The 21,147-nt window shown below is 68.7% G+C and carries 16 protein-coding genes, 1 tRNA gene and 3 pseudogenes; 14 read left to right on the plus strand and 6 right to left on the minus strand.

Annotation, left to right across the window (positions count from 1 at the left end; translation table 11 throughout):
- The first annotated feature begins 65 nt into the window (after nt 1–65).
- The 10 genes and pseudogenes from dnaX (at nt 66) to ACZZ93_RS16185 (ending at nt 11,026) form a co-directional block, all read left to right on the plus strand.
- Nucleotides 66–2,372: pseudogene (gene dnaX / locus ACZZ93_RS16140) on the plus strand (DNA polymerase III subunit gamma/tau).
- Between the two features lie 67 nt (nt 2,373–2,439).
- A complete protein-coding gene (gene recR / locus ACZZ93_RS16145; RefSeq protein ID WP_053097391.1) occupies nt 2,440–3,033 on the plus strand; it encodes a recombination mediator RecR in 594 nt (197 codons plus the stop codon).
- Nucleotides 3,030–3,494 carry an EamA family transporter gene (locus tag ACZZ93_RS16150; RefSeq protein WP_463511565.1) on the plus strand — a complete coding sequence of 155 codons (465 nt, stop codon included), beginning with the start codon at nt 3,030–3,032 and terminating at the stop codon, nt 3,492–3,494. The genes recR and ACZZ93_RS16150 overlap by 4 nt, the downstream gene beginning before the upstream one ends.
- Nucleotides 3,428–3,967, plus strand: coding sequence for a DMT family transporter (locus ACZZ93_RS16155; RefSeq protein WP_463511566.1), 540 nt, complete (start codon nt 3,428–3,430; stop codon nt 3,965–3,967). Before ACZZ93_RS16150 ends, ACZZ93_RS16155 begins: the two co-directional genes overlap by 67 nt.
- Nucleotides 3,968–4,062: 95 nt before the next feature.
- A pseudogene (locus ACZZ93_RS16160) lies at nt 4,063–5,345 on the plus strand (aspartate kinase).
- 262 nt (nt 5,346–5,607) lie between these two features.
- Nucleotides 5,608–6,678, plus strand: coding sequence for an aspartate-semialdehyde dehydrogenase (locus ACZZ93_RS16165; protein WP_463511567.1), 1,071 nt, complete (start codon nt 5,608–5,610; stop codon nt 6,676–6,678).
- Nucleotides 6,679–6,761: 83 nt separating this feature from the next.
- Nucleotides 6,762–8,234: a malate:quinone oxidoreductase gene (locus ACZZ93_RS16170; RefSeq protein ID WP_463511568.1), complete on the plus strand. Its 1,473-nt coding sequence runs from the start codon at nt 6,762–6,764 to the stop codon at nt 8,232–8,234.
- 7 nt (nt 8,235–8,241) lie between these two features.
- Nucleotides 8,242–8,895, plus strand: coding sequence for a thymidine kinase (locus tag ACZZ93_RS16175; RefSeq protein ID WP_056279839.1), 654 nt, complete (start codon nt 8,242–8,244; stop codon nt 8,893–8,895).
- Nucleotides 8,896–9,033: 138 nt separating this feature from the next.
- Nucleotides 9,034–9,756 (plus strand): FadR/GntR family transcriptional regulator, encoded by a 723-nt coding sequence (locus ACZZ93_RS16180; RefSeq protein ID WP_056279841.1) that lies wholly within the window; start codon nt 9,034–9,036, stop codon nt 9,754–9,756.
- 10 nt (nt 9,757–9,766) lie between these two features.
- Complete coding sequence (locus tag ACZZ93_RS16185) at nt 9,767–11,026, plus strand: alpha-hydroxy acid oxidase (protein WP_463511569.1); 1,260 nt, start codon at nt 9,767–9,769, stop codon at nt 11,024–11,026.
- A 34-nt stretch (nt 11,027–11,060) separates the two neighbouring features.
- On the opposite strand, the gene ACZZ93_RS16190 is transcribed toward ACZZ93_RS16185, so the two are convergent.
- From ACZZ93_RS16190 to ACZZ93_RS16210, 5 genes are all read right to left on the minus strand, one after another.
- Entirely contained in the window at nt 11,061–11,816 is a 756-nt protein-coding gene (locus ACZZ93_RS16190) for an HAD-IIB family hydrolase (protein WP_072591630.1), read from the minus strand.
- Nucleotides 11,813–12,169, minus strand: a complete 357-nt coding sequence (locus ACZZ93_RS16195; protein WP_463511570.1) for a VanZ family protein — start codon at nt 12,167–12,169, stop codon at nt 11,813–11,815. Before ACZZ93_RS16195 ends, ACZZ93_RS16190 begins: the two co-directional genes overlap by 4 nt.
- Nucleotides 12,170–12,357: 188 nt before the next feature.
- Nucleotides 12,358–12,431: transfer RNA gene (locus ACZZ93_RS16200), tRNA-Pro, on the minus strand.
- Between the two features lie 53 nt (nt 12,432–12,484).
- Nucleotides 12,485–13,420: a metallophosphoesterase gene (locus ACZZ93_RS16205; RefSeq protein WP_463511571.1), complete on the minus strand. Its 936-nt coding sequence runs from the start codon at nt 13,418–13,420 to the stop codon at nt 12,485–12,487.
- Complete coding sequence (locus tag ACZZ93_RS16210; protein WP_463511572.1) at nt 13,417–15,984, minus strand: transglycosylase domain-containing protein; 2,568 nt, start codon at nt 15,982–15,984, stop codon at nt 13,417–13,419. The genes ACZZ93_RS16205 and ACZZ93_RS16210 overlap by 4 nt, the downstream gene beginning before the upstream one ends.
- Before the next feature lie 99 nt (nt 15,985–16,083).
- On the opposite strand from ACZZ93_RS16210, the gene ACZZ93_RS16215 reads away from it, so the two are divergent.
- Together ACZZ93_RS16215 and ACZZ93_RS16220 are read left to right on the plus strand one after the other, a co-directional pair.
- Complete coding sequence (locus ACZZ93_RS16215) at nt 16,084–16,317, plus strand: DUF4177 domain-containing protein (RefSeq protein ID WP_463507701.1); 234 nt, start codon at nt 16,084–16,086, stop codon at nt 16,315–16,317.
- A pseudogene (locus tag ACZZ93_RS16220) lies at nt 16,304–16,761 on the plus strand (RidA family protein). The gene ACZZ93_RS16215 and the pseudogene ACZZ93_RS16220 overlap by 14 nt, the downstream one beginning before the upstream one ends.
- 79 nt (nt 16,762–16,840) lie before the next feature.
- Here the strand turns inward: ACZZ93_RS16220 and acs are convergent.
- The gene (gene acs, locus ACZZ93_RS16225; RefSeq protein ID WP_372983931.1) at nt 16,841–18,808 is read right to left on the minus strand and encodes an acetate--CoA ligase; all 1,968 of its coding nucleotides are present in this window, start codon (nt 18,806–18,808) and stop codon (nt 16,841–16,843) included.
- 413 nt (nt 18,809–19,221) lie between these two features.
- Between acs and ACZZ93_RS16230 the strand changes: the two genes are divergently transcribed.
- Nucleotides 19,222–20,235, plus strand: a complete 1,014-nt coding sequence (locus ACZZ93_RS16230; RefSeq protein ID WP_463511573.1) for a TadA family conjugal transfer-associated ATPase — start codon at nt 19,222–19,224, stop codon at nt 20,233–20,235.
- Entirely contained in the window at nt 20,229–21,125 is an 897-nt protein-coding gene (locus tag ACZZ93_RS16235; protein ID WP_463511574.1) for a type II secretion system F family protein, read from the plus strand. The genes ACZZ93_RS16230 and ACZZ93_RS16235 overlap by 7 nt, the downstream gene beginning before the upstream one ends.
- The last annotated feature ends 22 nt before the right edge of the window (nt 21,126–21,147 follow it).

Genomic DNA, 21,147 nt, shown 5'->3' on the forward strand with positions numbered 1-21,147 from the left:
CGCCGTAGGCTGTTCTGGTGACCACAGCCCTCTACCGCCGCTACCGCCCCGAGTCGTTCGGCGAGATGATCGGGCAGTCCCAGGTGACCGAACCGCTGATGACTGCGCTCCGCGGCGACCGTGTCGGCCACGCCTACCTCTTTTCCGGACCCCGTGGATGCGGAAAGACGACGTCTGCGCGCATCCTCGCCCGCTGCCTGAACTGCGCGGAGGGCCCGACCGACGTGCCCTGCGGAAAGTGCCCGAGCTGCGTCGAGCTGTCGCGGGCGGGCGGTGGCTCGCTCGACGTCGTCGAGATCGACGCGGCCAGCCACAACGGCGTCGACGACGCACGCGATCTGCGCGAGCGGGCGACGTTCGCCCCCAGCCGCGATCGCTACAAGATCTTCATCCTCGACGAGGCGCACATGGTGACGCCGCAGGGGTTCAATGCGCTCCTCAAGCTCGTCGAAGAGCCGCCCGAGCACGTCAAGTTCATCTTCGCGACGACCGAGCCCGAGAAGGTGCTCGGCACGATCCGCTCGCGCACGCACCACTACCCGTTCCGACTGGTGCCCCCGGCGGCGATGCTCGAGTACGTCGAGAAGCTGTGCGGCGAAGAGGGCGTGGTCGCCGAGCGCGGTGTCCTTCCTCTGGTGGTCCGCGCCGGGGAGGCTCGCCGCGAGACACCCTGTCTCTTCTCGACCAGCTGATCGCCGGTTCCGACTCGCCCGCAGGTTCCGAGACCGTGACCGTCGCCTACGAGCGCGCCGTGGCGCTCCTCGGCTACACGCACGCCGCGCTGCTCGACGAGATCGTCGATGCGCTCGCCGGCGCCGACGCCGCAGCGGCGTTCCCGGCGATCGACCGCGTGGTGCAGACCGGCCAGGACCCGCGTCGCTTCGTCGACGATCTGCTCGAGCGTCTGCGCGACCTCATCGTGATCGCGGCTGTGGGTGCGGGAGCGTCGTCGGTGCTCCGTGGAATCGCCGACGACGAGCTCGCGCGCATGCGCACGCAGGCCGATTCCTTCGGGTCGGCCCGACTCTCGCGCACGGCCGACATCGTCAGCGCCGCCCTCGACGACATGTCGGGCGCCACCTCGCCCCGTCTGCACCTCGAGCTGATGGTCGCTCGCGTGCTCGCTGCGGGAGCGGATGCCGTCGCCGCCGTCCCATCCGCACCGGCCGCTGCCACCTCCGCCCCGCCGCGGGCGTCCGCGCCTGCGCAGGCTGCTCCCGCCGCTCCCGTTGCTTCGTCGGCTGCTCCCGCAGCTGCTGCTCCCGCCGCTCCCGCCGCTGCTCCTCAGGCTGCGGCCGATCGACCGGCGACCACGACCGAGCCGGCCGGCGGGGAGACCGGGGAGTCCGACACGGCCGAAGCGACCCCTGCCGATGCGACGTCGAGCGCTGCACCGGCTGTCGACGCCGCACCGGCCGCCGATGTCGCAGCGCCCTCCGGGCCGGTCGCCTTCGAGCAGATCACCGCCGCCTGGCCGGCCGTCCTCAAGCGGCTCGAGAGCGTCAGCCGCACGTCGTGGCTGCTGGCCACCGCCGTCCAGCCGCTCGCATACGTCACGGACACCGAGGTGCTGACTCTGGGCTTCACCAGCCAGCACGATGTCGCCAAGTTCAAGGGCACGACGCCGGGTTCGGGTCCCTCCGACCATCTGCGCGGCGCCATCGAGCAGCAGCTCGGCGTGCGCGTCAAGTACCTCCCTGCTCCGATGCCAGCGGGGAGCGCCTCGCCAGCCCGCGACGCCTTCATCGGGACGCCCGACCGACGACGCGCCCGCATCGGAGCCTGCGTCAGCGGAGTCACCGCGAGCTCAGTCACCGCGATCGCAGACCCCGCACGCCGAGAAGCCGCGTGGTGAGTCGCCGAAGACGGAGACCGTGGCCGCTCGGTCGTCGGCTCCTCAGACAGGGAGTTCCTCGGCCCCCGTCACCGAGTGGGCGGTGGCGTCGATCCCGGCATCCGAGCTCGCTGAGCCCGCTCCGGTGACCGCTCCGCCGGCGGCGTCTGTGCCTGCTGCCACCTCTGCCGCAGCGGCGCCTCAGACGGCGGCGCCTCAGACGGCGGCGCCTCAGACGGCGGCGCCTCCGAGCCGCGCGACGAGTGACGTCTCACCGGAGATCCGAGACGACGCACCTCCGCCCATCGACGATGAGCCGCCGTACTTCGACGACGAGCCGCCCTACGACCCGTCGTACGAGCCGGCGCCGATGTCGCAGGCGGCGCCGCCCGCCGGAGGCTCGCCGTCGACCGCTCCCTCCGCGCGGTCGACGACCGCACAGGCATCCCCTGCGCGCAGAGTGGCTTCGGCCGCCGCAGCCCCGGCGATCACCGAGCGCGCCCCCGCCGGGGAGTCCAGCGCTACGGCGAGGCCGTGATCCGCCAGGTGCTCGGCGCGACGTTCGTTCGCGAAGAGCCCTACGAGCCCCCGACGAGGTTCTCCTGATGTATGACGGCATCGTCCAGGAGCTGATCGACGAGTTCGGTCGACTCCCCGGAATCGGCCCCAAGTCCGCGCAGCGCATCGCTTTCCACATCTTGCAGACGCCGACATTCGACGTCGCGCGTCTCTCCGAGCTGCTCGTGGAAGTGCGGCTGCGGGTGCGCTTCTGCGAGATCTGCGGCAACGTGGCAGAGCAGGAACGCTGTGCGATCTGCCGCGACCCCCGACGCAATCCGGCCGTCATCTGCGTGGTCGAAGACGCGAAGGACGTCGCCGCGATCGAACGCACCCGCGAGTTCCGTGGCCTGTACCACGTGCTCGGGGGCGCGATCAGCCCGATCGCCGGCATCGGCCCCGACGACCTGCGCATCGCCCAGCTGATGTCGCGTCTCGGCGACGCCACGGTGCAGGAGGTCATCCTCGCGACGAACCCCAACCTCGAGGGCGAGGCGACTGCGAGCTACCTCAGCCGCCTGCTCACCACGATGCAGATCACCGTGTCCCGCCTCGCCTCCGGCCTTCCGGTCGGTGGCGACCTCGAATACGCCGACGAGGTCACCCTCGGGCGCGCATTCGAGGGTCGGCGCGTGCTGTGAACGCACAGGGCGGCTTCTCGCGACGCGGGTGGCTGCTCTTCGGGGCCATGGCGCTGCTGTGGGGCGTGCCGTACCTGTTCATCAGCATCGCGGTCGAGTCCCTGTCGCCCCCCGCGATCGTCGCCGGGCGCACCCTCATCGCGGCGCTGCTCCTCCTCCCGTTCGCGCTTCGCGGCGGTGCGCTGAGAGCGGCGTGGAAGCACTGGCCCTGGGTGCTCGCGTTCGGCCTCGTCGAGATGGCGGGTCCGTTCGTGCTGCTCGGCCACGCCGAGATGACCCTGCCCTCGGGCATGACGGGTCTGCTCGTCGCGACCGTGCCGCTGTTCGCGGCGCTCATCGCACTGGGCGGGGAGACCGGGGAGTCCTGCGCCCGGCGCGGGGGATCGGTCTTCTCGTGGGATTCATCGGCGTCGCGATCGTCGTCGCCGGACCCGGACTGTTCGGCGGTGAGGTCAGTCTGATCGCGGCCGGCGAGGTGCTGCTGGTCGCGATCCTCTATGCCATCGCCCCCTTCATCGTCGCTCGACAGCTGAACGACGTCCCCTCGCTCGGCACCATCACGCTGTCGCTGCTCATGATCGGCGTGATCTACCTGCCCATCGGGCTGCTCACGCAGCACCAGATGCCGACGCTTCCCTCGATCTTCGCGCTCCTCGCGCTGGCCGTCATCTGCACCGCCGTCGCCTTCCTGGCATTCTTCGCTCTCATCCGCGAGGTCGGCCCCGTCCGCGCGCCGTTGTTCACCTACGTGAACCCGGTCGTGGCGATCATCCTCGGTGCGATCGTGCTCGCCGAGCCGCTGACGCCCGGGCTGCTCATCGGATTCCCGCTGATCATCGCGGGCTGCTGGTTCGCGGCCACCGGCGGACGCCTCCGTCCCCAGGCCGCTGCCCGAGCCGACCTGCCTGCAGTGCCCCTGCCGCCCGCGCCCTGACCCACCCGGGCGCGACCGTCACATGCGAAGAAGCGCATATGCGCCAAACGTAGAATGGGGGTGGGCGGATCCGCCCGACATCCCAGGGAGTGAACGTGGCCCTCATCGTGCAGAAGTACGGCGGCTCCTCAGTCGCCGACGCAGAGAGCATCAAGCGCGTCGCCAAGCGCATCGTCGACACGCGTCGCGCCGGCCACGACGTCGTCGTCGCCGTGAGCGCGATGGGCGACACGACCGACGAGCTGCTCGACCTCGCCAACGAGGTCGCGCCGATTCCCGCTCCGCGTGAGCTCGACATGCTGCTCTCGAGCGGTGAGCGCATCTCGATGGCGCTCCTGGCCATGGCCATCCACTCGATGGGCTTCGAGGCGCGGTCGTTCACCGGCAGCCAGGCGGGCATGATCACCGACTCGCAGCATGGCGCCGCCCGCATCGTGGATGTCACCCCCATCCGTCTGCGCGAAGCGCTCGACGAGGGGGCCATCGTCATCGTCGCCGGCTTTCAGGGCTTCAACCGCGACACCCGCGACATCACCACGCTCGGACGCGGAGGCTCGGACACGACGGCCGTCGCTCTCGCCGCGGCCCTCGACGCCGACGTCTGCGAGATCTACAGCGACGTCGACGGCATCTTCACGGCCGACCCCCGCGTCATCCCGAAGGCGCAGAAGCTCGACCACATCGGCAGTGAGGAGATGCTCGAGCTCGCCGCCAACGGCGCGAAGGTGCTCTACATCCGCGCTGTCGAGTACGCGCGCCGTCACGGCGTCCTGATCCACGCCCGTTCGACGTTCTCGTCGTCCGAGGGCACATACGTTCTGGGCGAGGGTATGAAGAACCCTCGCGAAGCCGAGGAGCAGCAGCCATGGAAGAACCGATCGTCGCCGGTGTCGCCACCGATTTCGGCCAGGCCAAGATCACCGTCGCCGGCGTTCCGGACGTGCCGGGCAAGGCGGCGGAGATCTTCAAGATCGTCGCGAAGTCCGGCGCCAACGTCGACATGATCGTGCAGAACGTGTCGGCTACGGGCCGCACCGACATCTCGTTCACGGTTCCCAAGGCCGATTCCTCGGCTGCGCTCAAGGCGCTCGCGGGGGAGCAGACCGAAGTGGGCTTCCAGAACCTGGTGCACGACGACCAGATCGGCAAGCTGTCCGTCGTCGGAGCGGGTATGCGGACGCACTCGGGCGTCTCCGCGACGCTGTTCGAGGCGCTGTCGGCCGGTGGCATCAACATCGAGATGATCTCGACGTCCGAGATCCGCATCTCGGTCGTGCTCCGCGACACCGACCTGGCCGAGGCCGCCCGCACTGTGCACACCGCGTACGGACTCGACGGCGACGCCGAGGCCACGGTCCACGCCGGCACCGGTCGCTGACCCTCGCCGATCGCGCACGATCTGCGGATGACCGCACGATCTGCGGAAGTGTCAGCTGATCCCGTCCGCGAATCGTGACTCGATCCGCAAAACTGACTCGGGATGCTGACCCGGCCTGCACCCCGCCCGACGGTCGGTCCTCGATCACCGGACGGCACGGTAGACTCACCGAAACCCTGACATCGGCGCCAGGCGCGGCATCCGCATCCCGACGTCGCGCCTGAAGCCTCGCATGCAGCACTGCACGACGCCAAGGAACATCATGACCCGCATCTCCGACTCAGGACTCTCCGTCGCCATCGTCGGCGCCACCGGCCAGGTGGGCACCGTGATGCGCGAGATTCTCGCCGAACGGTCCTTCCCGATCAGTGAGCTGCGCCTGTTCTCCTCGTCGCGTTCCGCAGGCACCGCCATCGAGTTCGGCGGCGCGACCGTCATCGTCGAGGATGTCGAGACGGCGGATGCCGCGGGCATCGACATCGCCCTCTTCTCGGCCGGCGCGACCGCGAGCCGCGCATACGCTCCCCGCTTCGCCGAGGCCGGAGCCGTCGTCGTCGACAACTCCAGCGCCTGGCGCAACGATCCCGAGGTCCCGCTGGTCGTCAGCGAGGTCAACCCGCACGCGATCGACGACCGCCCTCGTGGCATCATCGCCAACCCGAACTGCACGACCATGGCCGCCATGCCGGTTCTGAAGGCGCTGCACGCCGAAGCGGGTCTCGAGCGCCTGATCGTCTCGACCTACCAGGCCGTCTCCGGTTCGGGTCTCGCCGGTGCGCAGGAGCTCCTCGGGCAGGTCGAGGGCGTCCTCGCCCAGGGCGACACGCTGCGCCTCGTGCACGACGGCTCGTCGATCGACTTCCCGGAGCCCGAGAAGTACGTCGCTCCGATCGCGTTCGACGTCATCCCGTTCGCGGGCAACCTGGTCGACGACGGTCAGAACGAGACGGACGAGGAGAAGAAGCTCCGCAACGAGAGCCGCAAGATCCTCGAGCTGCCCGACCTCCGTGTCGCCGGCACGTGCGTGCGGGTTCCCGTCTTCACGGGCCACTCGCTCTCGATCAACGTCGAGTTCGCCCGCGACATCACGCCGCAGCGCGCCGCCGAGGTGCTCGCCGCAGCCCCCGGTGTCGTCCTCGACGAGGTGCCCACGCCGCTCCAGGCCGCGGGCAAGGACCCGAGCTTCGTCGGACGAATCCGCGCCGACCAGTCCGCTCCCGAGAACAAGGGCCTCGTGCTGTTCATCAGCAACGACAACCTGCGCAAGGGTGCGGCGCTGAACGCGGTGCAGATCGCCGAGATCCTCGCCGAGCGCCTGGTCGCCATAGCATGACCGCATCGCGGTCATGCGGATCCGGTCTCGCCGGACGGCCCCGCGTGGTCTGTCGTGCCGTGACCGCGAACTAGACTGTCGTGGTGACCGAAACCGTCGATGTCGTCTTGATCGGTGGTGGCATCATGAGCGCCACCCTGGGTACCCTTCTGCACGAGCTGCAGCCGGATTGGAAGATCGTCGCGTTCGAGCGACTCTCCGATGTGGCTCAGGAATCGTCGAACCCGTGGAACAACGCGGGCACCGGCCACGCGGCGCTCTGCGAGCTGAACTACATGCCGCAGCAGAAGGGCGCTCCGCTCGACCCCGCCAAGGCCGTCTCGATCAACGAGCAGTTCCAGCAGAGTCGTCAGTTCTGGTCGTCTCTGGTCGATCGCGGCGTGCTCGATGCGCCGTCGACCTTCATCAACGCGACGCCGCACATGACGTTCGTGCGCGGTGAGAAGGACGTCAAGTACCTCAAGGACCGCTACGAGGTCCTGAAGAAGCAGCCGCTGTTCGAGGGCATCGAGTACAGCGAGGATTCCCGCGTCATCAACAAGTGGGCGCCGCTGCTCATGCAGCAGCGCCGTAAGGGCGAGCCGTTCGCGGCCACCCGCGTGCCCGCCGGAACCGACGTCGACTTCGGTGCGCTGACGCACCAGCTCTTCGACCACCTCACCGAGTCGGGCGTCGCGCTGCGCACCAACCACGAGGTCAAGAGCCTGAAGAAGCAGAAGGACGGCACCTGGCTCATCAACTACCGCACGACGATCGGTCGCACGCCGAACCAGATCAAGGCGCGTTTCGTGTTCGTCGGCGCCGGCGGCTGGGCGCTCAAGCTGCTGCAGCGCTCGGGCATCCCCGAGATCAAGGGCTACGGTGTCTTCCCGATCGGCGGGCAGTTCCTCAAGACCTCGAACCCAAAGATCGTCGCGCAGCACAAGGCGAAGGTGTATTCGCAGGCCTCGGTGGGCGCCCCGCCCATGTCGGTCCCGCACCTCGACACGCGCGTGGTCGACGGCGAGGCCTCCCTGATGTTCGGCCCGTTCGCGACCTTCAGCCCGAAGTTCCTCAAGAACGGCTCGATGCTCGACATCGTGTCGCAGGTGCGCACGCACAATCTGTGGCCGATGCTGCGCGTCGCGTTCGCGAATCCCGACCTCATCACCTACCTGGTGGGGGAGCTGCTGAAGAACCACGCCAAGAAGGTCGACAGCCTGCGCACGTTCATGCCGACGGCGAAGGACGAGGACTGGACGCTCATCGACGCGGGGCAGCGCGCCCAGGTCATGAAGAAGGACCCCAAGAAGGGCGGCATCCTGCAGTTCGGCACCGAAGTGGTGTCCGCGGCCGACGGTTCGATCGCCGGTCTGCTCGGCGCCTCGCCCGGCGCCTCCACCGCCGTGCCGATCATGCTCGATCTGCTGAAGAAGTGCTTCCCCGACGAGTACCCCGGCTGGGAGTCGGAACTGCGCGAGCTCATCCCGACATTCGGCGAGCAGCTGAACAAGGACCCCGAGCTGGCGGCGAAGTTCACCGCGGCGACGGCGGCCACGCTCGGCATCAACGAGTAGCGCGCCGGTGGCGAAGCTCTACTTCCGCTACGGGGCGATGAACTCGGGCAAGTCCACCTCGCTGCTCCAGGCCGCGTACAACTACGAGGAGCGCGGCCAGCACGTGCTGCTCGCGAAGCCGGCGATCGACACCAAGGGTGCATCCGAGATCGCGAGTCGACTCGGTGTCACGCGGCACGTCGACTATCTCATCGCTCCCGATGCGGACGTCCGCGAGCTCTTCGACGAGCACCGGGATCGCGTGCGCCGTGCGGTCGCCGATGAACCGGTCCGCGGGGGGTCGATCGATGTCGCCTGCCTCCTGATCGACGAGGCGCAGTTCCTCACGGCGGAGCAGGTCGACGACCTCTTCCGCATCGCGATCGAAGACGGCATCCCGGTGATTGCCTACGGCATCCGCAATGACTTCCTCACCCACGCCTTCCCGGGGTCGGCTCGTCTGCTCGCGATCGCGCACTCCCTCGAGGAGCTGAAGACCATCTGCCGCTGCGGGCGCAAGGCCGTCTTCAACGGTCGTGTGATCGGCGGTCGGTTCGTCTTCGACGGCGACCAGGTCGCCATCGACGAGGGCGCTGACGGATCGCTGGCGCCGGAGATCACGACCTACGAGTCGCTGTGCGGCGCGTGCTACCTCGAAGAGTCGGGTGGGCGGCTGGGCTGAACGCCCTCGCGTCATCCTCCGCCCTCGGGCGGTGTGTCGGCGTACCCCGATTGCGTGGTCTGACCACACACGCTACTGTGGTCAGACCACAGGTGCGTCGAGGATCGATGCCGCCGACGCACACGATGAGGAGAGCGGATGCCGGAGCAGCCAGCGCGCGCCTGGAGGCTCGTGCTCGAACACGTCGAGCGCGACCTGCTCGACGGCCGCCTCGGCCCCGGTGATCGTCTCGCCTCGGAGCGCGAGCTCGCCGCAGACCTGGGTGTCGGGCGCTCGAGCGTCCGAGAGGCGCTGCGCGTGCTCGAGGTCATGGGGCTGATCCGCACCTCGACCGGCTCGGGGCCGCAGTCGGGCGCGATCGTGATCGCGACCCCCTCCGGTGGTATGTCGACGCTTCTGCGCCTCCAGGTCGCCGCACAGGGCTTTCCGCTGGCGGACGTGGTGCAGACGCGACTGCTGCTCGAAGACGCGGTCGTCGCCGCTCTCGCGAGCCAGCACGCGCCCGATCTCACCGCGGCGCACAGCGTGCTCGATGCGATGGACGTCGGCGCCCTGACGCCTGACGAGTTCCTCGCCCTCGATGCCCAGCTCCACCTCGCCCTCGCGGAATCGAGCGGCAACACCGTCGTCGCCGCGATCATGGCGGGCCTGCGCACCTCCATCGAGTCGTACGTGCAGCAGGGCGCCTCATCCATCGCCGACTGGGATGCCATGGCAGACCTGCTGCGCGCCGAGCACCGAGCCATCATCGAGGCCATCGCCGCGGGTGACGCGGCGACCGCCCAGACCCTCGTCCGAGCGCACATCACCGGCTACTACACCGCGGCGGGGCTCACCCGCAGCGTCCGACCCACCGACTGAGAGGACAGCCATGGTCCAGCGCCAGGTTCCCAACCCCGCAGAGCTTCTCGACCTGATGAAGTTCAAGAAGCCCGAGTTCAACGGCAAGAAGCGCCGTCTCGACTCGGCGCTCACGATCGACGACCTGCGCACGATCGCCAAGAGGCGCACGCCGAAGGCCGCGTTCGACTACACCGATGGCGCCGCCGAGGGCGAGCTGTCGCTCACGCGGGCACGCCAGGCATTCCAGGATGTGGAGTTCCACCCCGGCATCCTCCGGCCGGCTCCGGACGTCGACACCGCGGTCGAGATCCTCGGCGGCCCGTCGGCGCTCCCGTTCGGCATCGCGCCGACAGGCTTCACGCGTCTCATGCAGACAGAGGGCGAGGTCGCCGGCGCGGGAGCGGCGGCGGCGGCCGGCATCCCGTTCACCCTCTCGACCCTGGGCACGACGTCGATCGAGGGCGTGAAGGCGGCCAACCCGCACGGACGCAACTGGTTCCAGCTCTATGTCATGCGCGACCGCGAGATCTCCTACGAACTCACTCGCCGTGCTGCCGCCGCGGGCTTCGACACGCTGCAGTTCACGGTGGACACCCCGGTCGCCGGAGCGCGGCTGCGTGACAAGCGCAACGGCTTCAGCATCCCGCCGCAGCTCACGCTCGGCACCATCATCAACGCCATCCCGCGTCCGTGGTGGTGGTACGACTTCCTGACGACCCCGAAGCTGGAGTTCGCGTCGCTGAGCACCACCGGCGGCACCGTCGGCGAGCTGCTCGACGCGGCTATGGACCCCACGATCAGCTACGACGACCTTGCGGTGATCCGTGACATCTGGCCGGGCAAGATCGTGATCAAGGGCGTGCAGAACGTCGAGGATTCGGTGCGCCTGCGTGACGCGGGCGTCGACGGCATCGTGCTCTCCAACCACGGCGGGCGGCAGCTCGACCGCGCGCCAATTCCGTTCCACCTTCTGCCGGAGGTCCGGACCGCCGTGGGTGACGACTTCACGGTCATGGTCGACACGGGGATCATGAACGGCGCGGACATCGTCGCGGCGGTCGCGCTCGGAGCGGACTTCACCCTCATCGGACGCGCCTACCTCTACGGCCTCATGGCTGGCGGCCGTGCGGGCGTCGACCGCATGATCGAGATCCTGCGGACGGAGATCGAACGCACCATGCGTCTTCTGGGCGTCGCCTCACTCGCGGAGCTCGAGCCGTCGCACGTCACTCAGCTCACGCGCCTCGTGCCGGTCGCACGGGCAGCGTCGGAGGCCGTCGTCCGCTGACCTCGTCCCCGGATTCGAGGGGAGGGGTGGGCGGTCAGAGGGTCGCGAGAAGCTCGTCGAGCTTGTCTGCGGTGTCCTCCCACCCCTCGACCGCGACCGAGGGCACTCCGATCGCCAGGACGGGGTAGTCGTTGCCGCCTTCATCGAGTCGGTCACCGTAGAACAGCATCGAGGTGAGGGGGATGCTGGTGTGCTCGGCGAGCTGCTTCATGCCGAAGGCCTTGTCGATGCCGGCCAGAGTGATGTCGATGGAGGTCGAACCGCCGGATCGCACTTCGAGCTCGGGGAGTCTCGCCGCCACGGCGTCCCGAAGAGCTTCTCGTTTCGCACCGGACGGGTCCCACTCGTGCTTGGCATCGCGGGGAGCCTTCTGCCCGAGCGCAGAGAAGGTGATCTGGGATCCGCGGTCCTCGAGGATCTCACCCCAGGGCTGAGACTCCCACAGCCCCAGACGCTCCGCCTCCTCGCGCAGGGCGGCGAGAGCGCCGGCCTTCTGCTCCGCGGTGAGGTCATGGGCGTAGAGCGGCGAGAAATCCGTGCCGTCGTGGCGCAGGTACCGTGTGCCGCAGGTGGGGAGCAGGTGCAGTCGCGCCGCGGCCGCCTCGTCGATGGTTCCGAGCCGCGCGATCACCTGAGCGCGGAACTGCGCCTCGTTGCCGCCCGAGATGATCGCGACCTCGACCCGCTGCAGCAGCGCGTGCAGCAACGAGGCGATGCGAGCATCGATGGGCTCTTTCGACGGGGCGAGGGTGTCGTCGAGATCGAAGGCGACGAGTGCAGGCGAGGTCATGATGCTTCCAGAGTAGACGGGCGGTGCTGAGAGACACGCGGAGCGAAGAGGAGGGTGCACAGGATCGCGAGCGCTATGCCGATCAGCGCGCCGCCGGAGTTCGCGATCACATCGGACACGGTGGCCGTGCGATTCGGCAGGGCGAGGCGCTGGGCGGCCTCGATGGAGAGGGACACTGCCGGGCCCAGGGCGAGCGCCAGCGGCCAGAGGCGGCGGGGGACGAGGATGAACGCCAGGATGCCGATGGGCACGAAGACCAGAACGTTGGCGATGACCTCGAGGCGGGTGAAATCAAGAGACTCCCACCCCAGTCGGTGCGAAACGGACAGCACGAGATCGAGCAGGTTCGGCATGGACTGCTCGATGCGCGTCGGCGTGAGCGTCAGCAGCGCGATGCCGCCGAAGAACGGCAGGGCGAGAGCGAGGGCGATGCCTCGGGTCAGTCGTCGAGGCGGGGGAGCAAGCGACTCATGCGGTGCCTTTCTCCTCGTTCCGGATACAGAGAAGGCCGCCCGTGAGGACGGCCTTCCGGTGTTACTTGTCGGGGTGACAGGATTTGAACCTGCGACCTCTTCGTCCCGAACGAAGCGCGCTACCAAGCTGCGCCACACCCCGTTTTGCAACCCTCCGAGTCTACAGCGAAATGCTCCCAGCGCCGAATCGAGGCATCAACCGCGCGCCGTCAGGGTCAGCAGCGTCGCCTCGGGGCGGCACGCGAAGCGTATCGGCGCGTAGATCGAGTGTCCGCAGCCCGCGCTGACATTGAGGGGCACGGCGCGATCGCCCTGAGCCCACGTGCTGAGACCCTTCGCCTGCTTCAGCGGGATGTCGCAGTTCGCTACGAGAGCACCGAAACCGGGCAGGCACACCTGACCGCCGTGCGTGTGGCCTCCGAGGATGGCGTCGGCGCCCATCTCCACGAACCCGTTCAGGACGCGCTGATAGGGCGCGTGCGTGACGCCGAGAACGGATGTGCCGGCAGTCCGCGGGCCGAGAGCATCGATGGCGTCCGGCAGGTCCTCGAGCCGGTCCCAGTCGCAGTGCGCATCACTCACGCCGAACAGGTCCAGGGGACTGCCGGCCACCGTGAGTCGCGCTGCGGCGTTGTTCAGGCTCGTCCATCCGAGCTCGTCGGTGAAGTACGCGTCCATCGCATCGGTGTCGAGGAAGTTCAGCTCTCGCGGGCGCTGCGACGGGCCGGCGAAGTAGCGGATCGGGTTCCGCGGCGAGGGGCCGATGACGTCGTTGGAACCGTGCACGAAGACACCGGGGATTCCGGCGAACGGCTCGAAGGCACGTCTGATCCCGGCGAGACCGTCGCGGTGTCCGAGATTGTCGCCGGTGTTGACGATGAGATCGGGCTTCAGCTGCGCGAGTGACGCTAGCCAGTCCTGCTTGCGGTGCTGCCACGGAGCCATGTGCGCGTCCGAGATGTGCAGCACGCGCAACGGTGCGGAACCCGGGGCGAGAGCGGATGCGGTCGCCTCACGCACCGTGAAGAGGTAGCGCTCGATGCCGATGCCCCAGACGGCGGCTGCGGCACCAGTGGCCCCCACCGCGCCGAGCGCGATGAGGGCCGGGTGCGCCGGGTGGCGAGACGTCACTTGCAGCGGACCTTGATGGACGTGCTCTTCGTCGTCGGTGTGTTCGCGGCCGGGTCGGTGGACGTGACCGCGGCGTTCTGACCGTTGCATGACCCGTCGAAGTCGATCGACGAGAACCCTGCCCCGAACAGCGCGCTCTGCGCTTCGGCCTTCGATTGTCCGGTGATGTCGGGCACCGTCGCGCCCTGGCCGTTGCTCGGCGAGATCGTGATCGTCGCACCGCTCGGGGCCTGTCCGGACGGGTCCTGCGCCATGACGACATCGCCGGCGGGACCGTCCACGGCGGGTCCGACGGCTGCGGTGAAGCCCGCAGCCTCGATGAGAGAGGTCGCTTCGCCGACGGACTTGCCCACCACGTCGGGAACGTTCGTCAGAACCTGACGAACCAGCTTGTCGTCGGGGCGAGGGAAGTCCTCCGCGGGGTACACGGCATCCGCGGCACCCTGGATCGCCTTGGCGAGGCCGTAGCGGATGTCGCCGAGTCGCGTCCCGTTGCCGTTGCGGAAGTCGTTCAGCGGCACGCGGCCGTCGACGTTTCCGACCCACACCGCTGTCGTGACCTTGGTGCTCGACTCGACGAGCATGGTGTGCTCCTTCTCGGCGGTACCGGTCTTGCCGATCAGCTGGGTTCCGTCGTACGGGTTGGCCCTCGTTCCGGTGCCGTTGCCCTCCATGACGCCTCGCAGTGCGTACGCGGCGGTCGCGGCGACCTCGGGGGTGAGCTGCTGGGAGCACTTCTGCGCGGGAGGAGTGATCTCCGCGCCGTCCTCGCCGACGACCCGGTCGATCACGCGAGGCTCGCAGTAGACGCCGTTGTTGGCGACGGTGGCGTAGGCGCCGGCCATCTGCAGAGGAGCCACGCTCTTCGAGCCCAGAACCGTCGGGAACGGATCGTTCGGAGCGGTGTTGGCATTCGTTCCGCCGACCGTGATGTCGTCGCCGTTGCCGTAGTGGACGCCGAGTCGCTTCGCCACCTCGTTGATGTCGCAGAGATCGAGCTGCTGCGCCATCGCGAGGAAACCGGTGTTCAGGGACTGCGCGGTGAACTGTCGCACGCTGCCCACCGAGCCGCCGGAGTTGCCGAAGTTGTTGATCTTGGAGCTGTTCGTCACCTTGTCCCCGCACCTGGTGAAGGGGCTGAAGGTCTTGAGGCGACCGTCGAGGACCTGGTTCACGGAGTGGCCGGACTCCAGCCAGCTCAGAAGCGTGAACAGCTTGTAGGTCGATCCCGTCTCGAACCCGTAGGTCGAGCCGCCATGCGCCTTGTCGGCCGCGAAGACCTGAGAGGTCTCGCCGGCAGCCAGGTTGGCCTCGGTCGTCTCGTTGAAGACGGTGTTCTGTGCCATGGCGAGTACCCGACCCGTGGACGCCTCGATCGACACTCCGGTGCCACCGACGAGGATCCCGGGCATCGCCTGCGGGACCTGCGCCCTGACCGCGTCGATCGCGGGCTGCTGGACCCGCAGATCGAGGGAGGTGTAGATCTCCATTCCGCCGCGGCGGAGGTTCGAGCGACGCTCCTCTTCCGTGGCGCCGAACGCCTCGTCGTTCTCGATGACGGCCTTCACGTACTGGCAGAAGTACGCGTTGTCGCCCGCGGCCGCACAGCCCTGCTGGGGCTCGCTCAGCAGCGGCGTGACCGGCGAGGCGACGGCCTCGTCGTGCGCGGCCTGCGTGATCTTCGCGTCCGCGAGCATCCGATTGAGGACGTAGTCTCTGCGATCCTTCGTGTCCTTGTAGCCGTCGGCGTCCCCGTTGTGCGCCACGCCGGCGTCATCCGTCCAGATTCCCTCGGGGCGGTCGATGCGGAATCGGTTGGGCTCCTGCACCATGCCGGCAATCGTCGCCGCCTGCGCGAGACTGAGATTCGCCGCGCTGGTGGAGAAGTACCGGTTCGCTGCGGCCTCGATGCCGTAGATGGTGCCGCCGAAGTTGGCGATGTTGAGGTAGCCGAGGAGGATCTCGTTCTTCGAGTAGTCCTTCTCGATCTTCAGCGCATAACGCATCTCCTGCAGCTTGCGCTCGACGCCCTTGCCGCCGTCCGCGACCGCCGCATCGAGGAAGCACTGCTCGATCTGCTTGGAGTAGTCCTCGGCCGCGGGGTCGACGTCCTGCTCGCACTCCTGCACCTGGACGTTCTTCACGTACTGCTGCGTGATCGTGGAGGCTCCTCGATCGGTCGTGCCTGCGACGTTGCCGACCGCGGCCTTCAGTGTCGCGCCGAGGTTGATGCCGCCGTGGGTGTAGAAGTTCTTGTCCTCGCTCGACAGGATCGCGTCGTACATCACCGGCGCGACCTGGTCGTACGCCACGGGGATGCGCTTCTGCTCGTAGAACGACGCCAGGGCGACGGGGTTGCCGTCGAGACCGGTCGCATAGATGGTCGACTGCTGCATCGGCGCGCCGACCTGAAGGTTCTCCGGCAGGTCTTCGAAGATGGTGAGGGCCTGCGACCCGGCGATACCGGTCATGGCGAGGACCGGGGTGACGCTGGCCGCGACGAGGAGGCCGGCGACGGCGCTCAGCCCGACGAGTCCGAGGACTCCGCCGAGCGCACCTTTCACCGTGCGATTCTTTTGAGGCATACGCTTGATCGTAGGGGAGTTCCCTGAATACCGCCTTTGACGCAGCCGCCAGCGCGGATGCCGCCAGACAGGAGTGCCATGACCACCTGGGAGTACCTGACCACCCCGTTGCTGATCCACAACACCGCAGCGATCCTCAACAACTGGGGCAAGCAGGGCTGGGAGCTCGTGCAGGTCATCCAGGGCCCCGAGGGTGGGCTCGTCGCCTACTTCAAGCGCCCGGTGACGGCGGATGCCTCGGGCAACGCCGGTCTCGCTGCCGCAGCCGAGGCGTCCCGCCAGTTCGAAGGGGAGCGGCATGAGCGTCTCTGAGCGCCTGACCGAGCTGGGCATCGAGCTCCCCGTCGTCGCGGCGCCGGTCGCAGCCTACGTCCCGGCGGTCGTGCACGACGGACTCGTCTACACCTCCGGCCAGCTGCCTTTCGTCGAGGAGCGCTTCCCGCGACGGGCAAGGTCGGGGCAGAGGTCACCGCCGAGGACGCCAACGCCTATGCGCGCACCTGCGCCCTGAACGCTCTCGCGGCGGCTGCGGCTGCGGCCGGGGGCGTGGACAGGATCGCCGGAGTGCTGCGGCTCGGCGGCTTCGTGGCATCCACCCCCGATTTCACCGGCCAGCCCGGCGTGATCAACGGGGCGAGCCTGGTGCTCGGCGAGATCTTCGGCGACGCCGGGCAGCATGTCCGCGCGGCCGTCGGTGTGCCGGTGCTCCCGCTCGACAGCCCGGTCGAAGTCGAGGCCACGTTCATCCTGGCCTGAGGTCGCCACCCCTCACCACGCGCACACGGCAACGCCCCCTTCCGGATCGATTCGGAAGGGGGCGTTTGCTGTATCCGTGCTACTTGACCTGCGCCGAGATGATGCTCATCACCGCGGTGTCGGCCAACGTGGTGGTGTCTCCGACCTCGCGCCCCTCAGCCACATCGCGCAGCAGACGCCGCATGATCTTGCCCGAGCGCGTCTTCGGAAGCTCGCCCACGATGTACACGTCGCGGGGCCGTGCGATCGCGCCGATCTGCTCACCCACCCAGAGGCGCAGCTGCTGCGCGAGTCCGGCGGGGTCGTGCGCCGAGAGGTAGCTCTCCTTGATGATCACGAATGCGACGACGGCCTGACCGGTCGTCTCATCTGCCGCGCCGACGACCGCGGCCTCGGCCGTCGCCTCGTGTGCGACGAGCGACGACTCGATCTCGGCCGTCGAGAGGCGGTGTCCGGAGACGTTCATGACGTCGTCTACCCGGCCGAGCAACCAGAGGTCGCCGTCCTGGTCGAGGCGCGCACCGTCACCGGCGAAGTAGTAGCCCTGCTTCTCGAACTTCTCCCAGTACGTCTCCGTGAACCGCTCAGGGTCGCCCCAGATGCCGCGGAGCATGCTCGGCCACGGTTCGGTGACGACGAGGAGGCCGCCGTTGCCGTTGCCCACCTCGGCGCCCGACTCGTCGACGACGTCGATCGAGATTCCGGGCAGCGGCACCTGGGCGGATCCCGGCTTGGTGGCGGTGACACCGGGCAGTGCAGAGACCATGATCGCGCCTGTCTCGGTCTGCCACCAGGTGTCGACGATGGGCGTCTTGCCCGCGCCGATCACGTCGCGGTACCAGATCCACGCCTCGGGGTTGATGGGCTCGCCCACCGAGCCGAGCAGGCGCAGCGACGACAGATCGAACTTCGCGGGCACGCTGCGGCCGATCTTCATGAACGAGCGGATCGCGGTGGGCGCCGTGTAGAAGATCGAGACCTTGTACTTCTCGATGATCTCCCACCAGCGCCCGGGGTGCGGCGCGTCAGGCGTGCCCTCATAGATGACCTGGGTCGCGCCGTTCGCCAGCGGACCGTAGGTGACATAGCTGTGTCCGGTGATCCACCCGATGTCGGCGGTGCACCAGTACACGTCGGTCTCGGGATGCAGGTCGAACACGTACTTGTGCGAGTAGGCGGCCTGAGTGAGGTACCCGCCGGAGGTGTGCAGGATTCCCTTGGGCTTTCCCGTAGTCCCGGAGGTGTAGAGGATGAACAGCGGGTTCTCGGCGGGGAAGGCCACGGCAGTGTGCTCGGGGGAGGCCGCGGGGACGACCTCGTGCCACCAGAGGTCGCGACCGTCCTCCCAGTCGACCTCGTTCTCGCCGCGCTTGACGACGAGCACGTGCTCGACCGTCTGCTGCTCGCCGTCGCCGCGGTCGGCGAGCGCCTGGTCGACGGCCGGCTTGAGCGCGGACACGCGGCCCTTGCGGTAGCCGCCGTCGGCGGTGATGACGAGCTTCGCCCCTGCGTCATCGATGCGCGAGCGGAGGCTGTCGGCGCTGAACCCGCCGAACACGACGGAGTGGATGGCGCCGACGCGGGCGACGGCGAGCATCGATGCGACCGCTTCGGGGATCATCGGCAGGTAGATCGCGACGCGGTCGCCATGGCCGATGCCGAGCCCCTCCAGCACGTTCGCGACGCGCTTGACCTCCTCGGTCAGCTCGGCGTAGGTGATCGACCGGGAGTCGCCCGGTTCGCCCTCCCAGTGGAGAGCGACACGGTCGCCGTTGCCCGCCTCGACGTGGCGGTCGAGGCAGTTGTACGCGACGTTGAGCTCGCCGTCGTCGAACCACTTCGCGAACGGCGGGGTCGACCAGTCGAGCACGCGCGTGAACGGCTTGTGCCACTCCAGCAGTTCGCGTGACTGGTCGGCCCAGAAGGCTTCGCGGTCGGTCGACGCATTCTCATACAGCCGGGGAGACGAGACCGACTGGGCGACGAACTCCTCGGACGGCGGGAACTGGCGGGTCTCATCGAGAAGGTGATCGATCTGGCTGCTCATCGGCAGGCGCTCCTTTGCGGCGTGGCAGGTCGTGCGGGCATGAACGCATCTCTGACGCGATCAGGTCAGGGCGAATCTAGTCCCGGGCACGGACATCGCATTACTGCCGAAAGTCGGTAGTCCGACGGGTTTTGTCAGGACGGTCGCCTTGCGTACACTCGACGACAGCCGAATTCTCATTCTGGCCTTGGCGTGCCCGATTCCCCCATGAGGGACGCCGTGGGCGGCATCTCATTCCCCCCGTGAGGTGCCGCCCATCTCTATGCCGGGAGCGCTCCCATCCTGTGGCTCGCGATCTGACGCCGTCCACACCCGCTCTGCACGGATGCCATCGTCCAGACGTTGCTCACAGTGGTCGTCGCGGGAGCGCCGCGGCGACCCCGCGGATCCGCCGTGAGCCCTAGCTTCGGGGCATGCCTGATCCCTTCGTCATTCAGCCGCGCGGCTCGGCGGCGCTCGTCGACGGAACCGTCCGGGGTGCTCCTGCGCCGCTGCAGGTCGATCCCGCCTTCGGCCTCCTCGCCGAGCACTGCGCAGACGAGGAGGTCACCGACATCTTCGTCAACGGCGCATCCGGGCTGTTCATCGACCGAGGGCATGGTGCGGAACCCGTGCTCGGGTGGAGTGCGTCCGAACGGGAGGTCCGCGACCTCGCGGTCGGGCTCGTCGGACTCGGCGGTCGACATCTCGACGACCAGGCTCCGTGCGTCGATGTCAGGCTCGACTCCGGCATCCGCGTCCATGCCGTGCTCGCGCCGATCTCGACGTCGGGGACGGCGCTCTCGATCCGTGTGCCCAGAGTGCGCGCCGCCGATCTCGACGCGCTGGCGGCGCTCGGCTCATTCGACGCCGCGCAGCACAGCTGGCTTCTCGAGCTCGTCGCCGAGCGCGCCAACATCCTCATCACCGGCGGGACAGGAACGGGCAAGACCACGCTGCTGTCGGCATTGCTGTCAGCCGTCCCGGCCTCTGAGCGCATCGTCACGATCGAGGACGTCGCCGAACTGCGCCCGCAGCATCCCCACCACGTCGCTCTGGAGGCACGGCAGTCGAATCTCGAGGGCGCCGGCGGAATCAGCCTCGCCCGGTTGGTCCGCGAGTCGCTGCGCATGCGCCCCGACCGTCTCGTGGTCGGAGAATGCCGCGGCGAGGAGGTGAGAGAACTCCTGACTGCTCTGAACACCGGACACGACGGGGGAGCGGGAACTCTCCATGCGAGCGGTCTCAGCGACGTGCCGGCCCGGCTCGAAGCGCTCGGCGCCCTCGCGGCGATGGATGCCACGGCGCTGGCGCGCCAGGCCGAAAGTGCGTTCACGATCGTCCTCCATCTCGACAGGGCGCCCGGCGGGCGGAGACGCATCGCGCACGCCGGCGAGCTCGCGGTGAGCGGGGATCGGCTGAGCATCGAGGAGGTGCGGCCGTGGTGAGGGGATGGCGTCGTCCGGTCGTCGAGACCGGGGGCGATGCCGCGACATCGGTGCAGACGCTCGCGGTGCTTCTCCAAGCCGGCGCGGTGCCGATGGTCGCATGGCGCCATCTCGCCTCGATCGGCGACCGTCGCGCTGCGTCCGTGGTCGAGCGGGTGGATGGCGGCGTCCCACTCATCGCGGCCATCGAAGCGGAGGGTGGCGCGTGGCGTGACCTCGCGGCCGCCTGGGAGATCGCGACGACCGTCGGCGCACCGCTCGCCGAGGTGCTGAGGATGCTCGCCGAGACGCTGCGCGACGCGTCATCCGCCGCGGACGACGTGCGCATCGCGCTCGCCGAGCCCGCGGGAACCGCCAAGCTCCTGCTCTGGATGCCGTTCGCCGGCCTCTTCCTCGGCTTCGCCCTCGGCTTCGACACTGTCGGCGTCATCGTCGGGACGCCCGCCGGCGCCGCGTGCGTGGTCGCCGGGCTCCTGCTCGTCGCCGCGGCGCGCGCGTGGACCGGGCGACTCCTCACGCGGGCGCGTCCCGAACCGGGAACACCGGGCATGCGAGCCGAGCTCATGGCGGTCGCCCTCTCAGGAGGCGCGTCGATCCCACGAGCCCTGCGCCTCGTCGCCGAGAGCCCGGCATCGTCTACCGGTGACGACGCTCGCATCGGCGCGGTGCTCGAGCTGTCGCATGCTGCCGGGGTCCCGGCGGGTGAACTGCTTCGGGCTTCCGCCGGCCAGGAGAGACACGCGTCACGGGTGGACGGACGCCTTCGCGCGGCCAAGCTCTCGACGACGCTGCTCATCCCGCTCGGAGTCTGCACTCTCCCGGCCTTCCTGCTGCTCGGCGTCGCACCGCTTCTGCTGAGCGTGCTCGCCTCCACTCCACTGCCGCTGTGACGGCCGAGTTCCACCGGATGCA

Source organism: Microbacterium sp. AC026 (assembly GCF_979258475.1).